The 1,268-nt window shown below is 40.3% G+C and carries 1 protein-coding gene and 1 pseudogene; both read right to left on the bottom strand.

All coding sequences use genetic code 11. From position 1 onward, the window contains the following. Positions 1-46 precede the first annotated feature (46 nt). Positions 47-457 (bottom strand): DUF5695 domain-containing protein, encoded by a 411-nt coding sequence (locus tag L950_RS36090; RefSeq protein WP_021191308.1) that lies wholly within the window; start codon positions 455-457, stop codon positions 47-49. After that, positions 411-1,222: pseudogene (locus tag L950_RS34700) on the bottom strand (DUF5695 domain-containing protein). Before L950_RS34700 ends, L950_RS36090 begins: the two are co-directional and overlap by 47 nt. Positions 1,223-1,268: the final 46 nt, after the last annotated feature.

Genomic DNA, 1,268 nt, shown 5'->3' with positions numbered 1-1,268 from the left:
TTAATATTAAACAGGGCTTTTCTGCAAGAATATAAATGACCTGATGTTACTTTGTTTTCACAAGTTTCACGGTATTCGTATTTGCGGGTATTTCGTAACGGTTGTATTTATCCTTGTTAAACCCTTCAATTTCATAGCCACTTTCCGGATTGATATTAAGCAAAATATTTGGTACTATCGCGGATTGACTTGTATTAAAGTTTAACAATACAGTTTTATCTTTTTGATTGTAGGTGAAGGTTTCAATTTCTCCGGCATCGGATGTTAACCATAAATTTTCTTTGGCTAGAAAAACACGACCTTTGGAAGCTGTTTTTATTGCTACTTCGATGTTATTTTTATCGGCTTTCAGATTACCACTAAATGCCAGCCAGCCAAATTCTGGATGTTCTATGATGTAGGTGCCTGAATTACGGCATAGCCATAAAACCAGTACCGTAATCGCCCGATATACCATCGTTAGCTAAGGTAGAGGGGTAAGAATGGAATGCTGCAGGACCAAAACCATCTGCAGTTACATTGCTAATGCCCCCATCATACCTGCATGGCCTACACGAAGCAGGTAGAAATCATCAGGGTGATCTCGGTATTCTGTTAATACAGGGATAGCATTTAAAGCGGAACCATAATGATGAAGTTGACGCTCGATCCGGGATAGTTTTCCCCCATATACAAAATCCCAATAACGACGGGCACTACCATTGTATCCCCAATGTGGTACTGTAGGCATATACGCGAGAATGGCATTTAAGGTAACTTGAGTTTTATCGTCAAAACCAAAGTATCGAGACCATAAATATACTTCTTCTTGTCCTGTAGAGTCCCAAGGCATCTCACTTCCAAATGGATAATCAAGGGTTTTCCAATGTTCGGCTCTTTTACGCATCACAGCTTCCAATTTATTGGCCGCATCTGTTAATCCCTCGCGACGTAAATCATGGAGGATAAGCAGAAATATACTGCCTTCCATCTGGCCGAACTGCGCATAATAAGGTGCTTTTTCAATCATCGCCATGCTGGTTTGAAAAGCTCGATCTAGATAGATATCCCAGCTCTCTTCCTGTACGAAATTACGATAATCTCGGGCTAATCTGTACATGACCCAATGTGCAGCAGCAACATGGGGGTAATTGTAAGAACGCCCAATATTATCAGCTTCTTTTTTAGGCCATGCCGACCAAGTCTTCCAATTAATATCTGTTTGGTAAGTGCCTGCTGGCATTGAATCAGGTTCGTAATAAAATAAACTTTTGACGACACCATATTTT

The organism is Sphingobacterium sp. IITKGP-BTPF85, from assembly GCF_001006065.1.
GTDB lineage: Bacteria > Bacteroidota > Bacteroidia > Sphingobacteriales > Sphingobacteriaceae > Sphingobacterium > Sphingobacterium anhuiense.
Note: the sequence above shows the minus strand (reverse complement) of the source record. Positions and strands in the feature narration are given on the sequence as shown.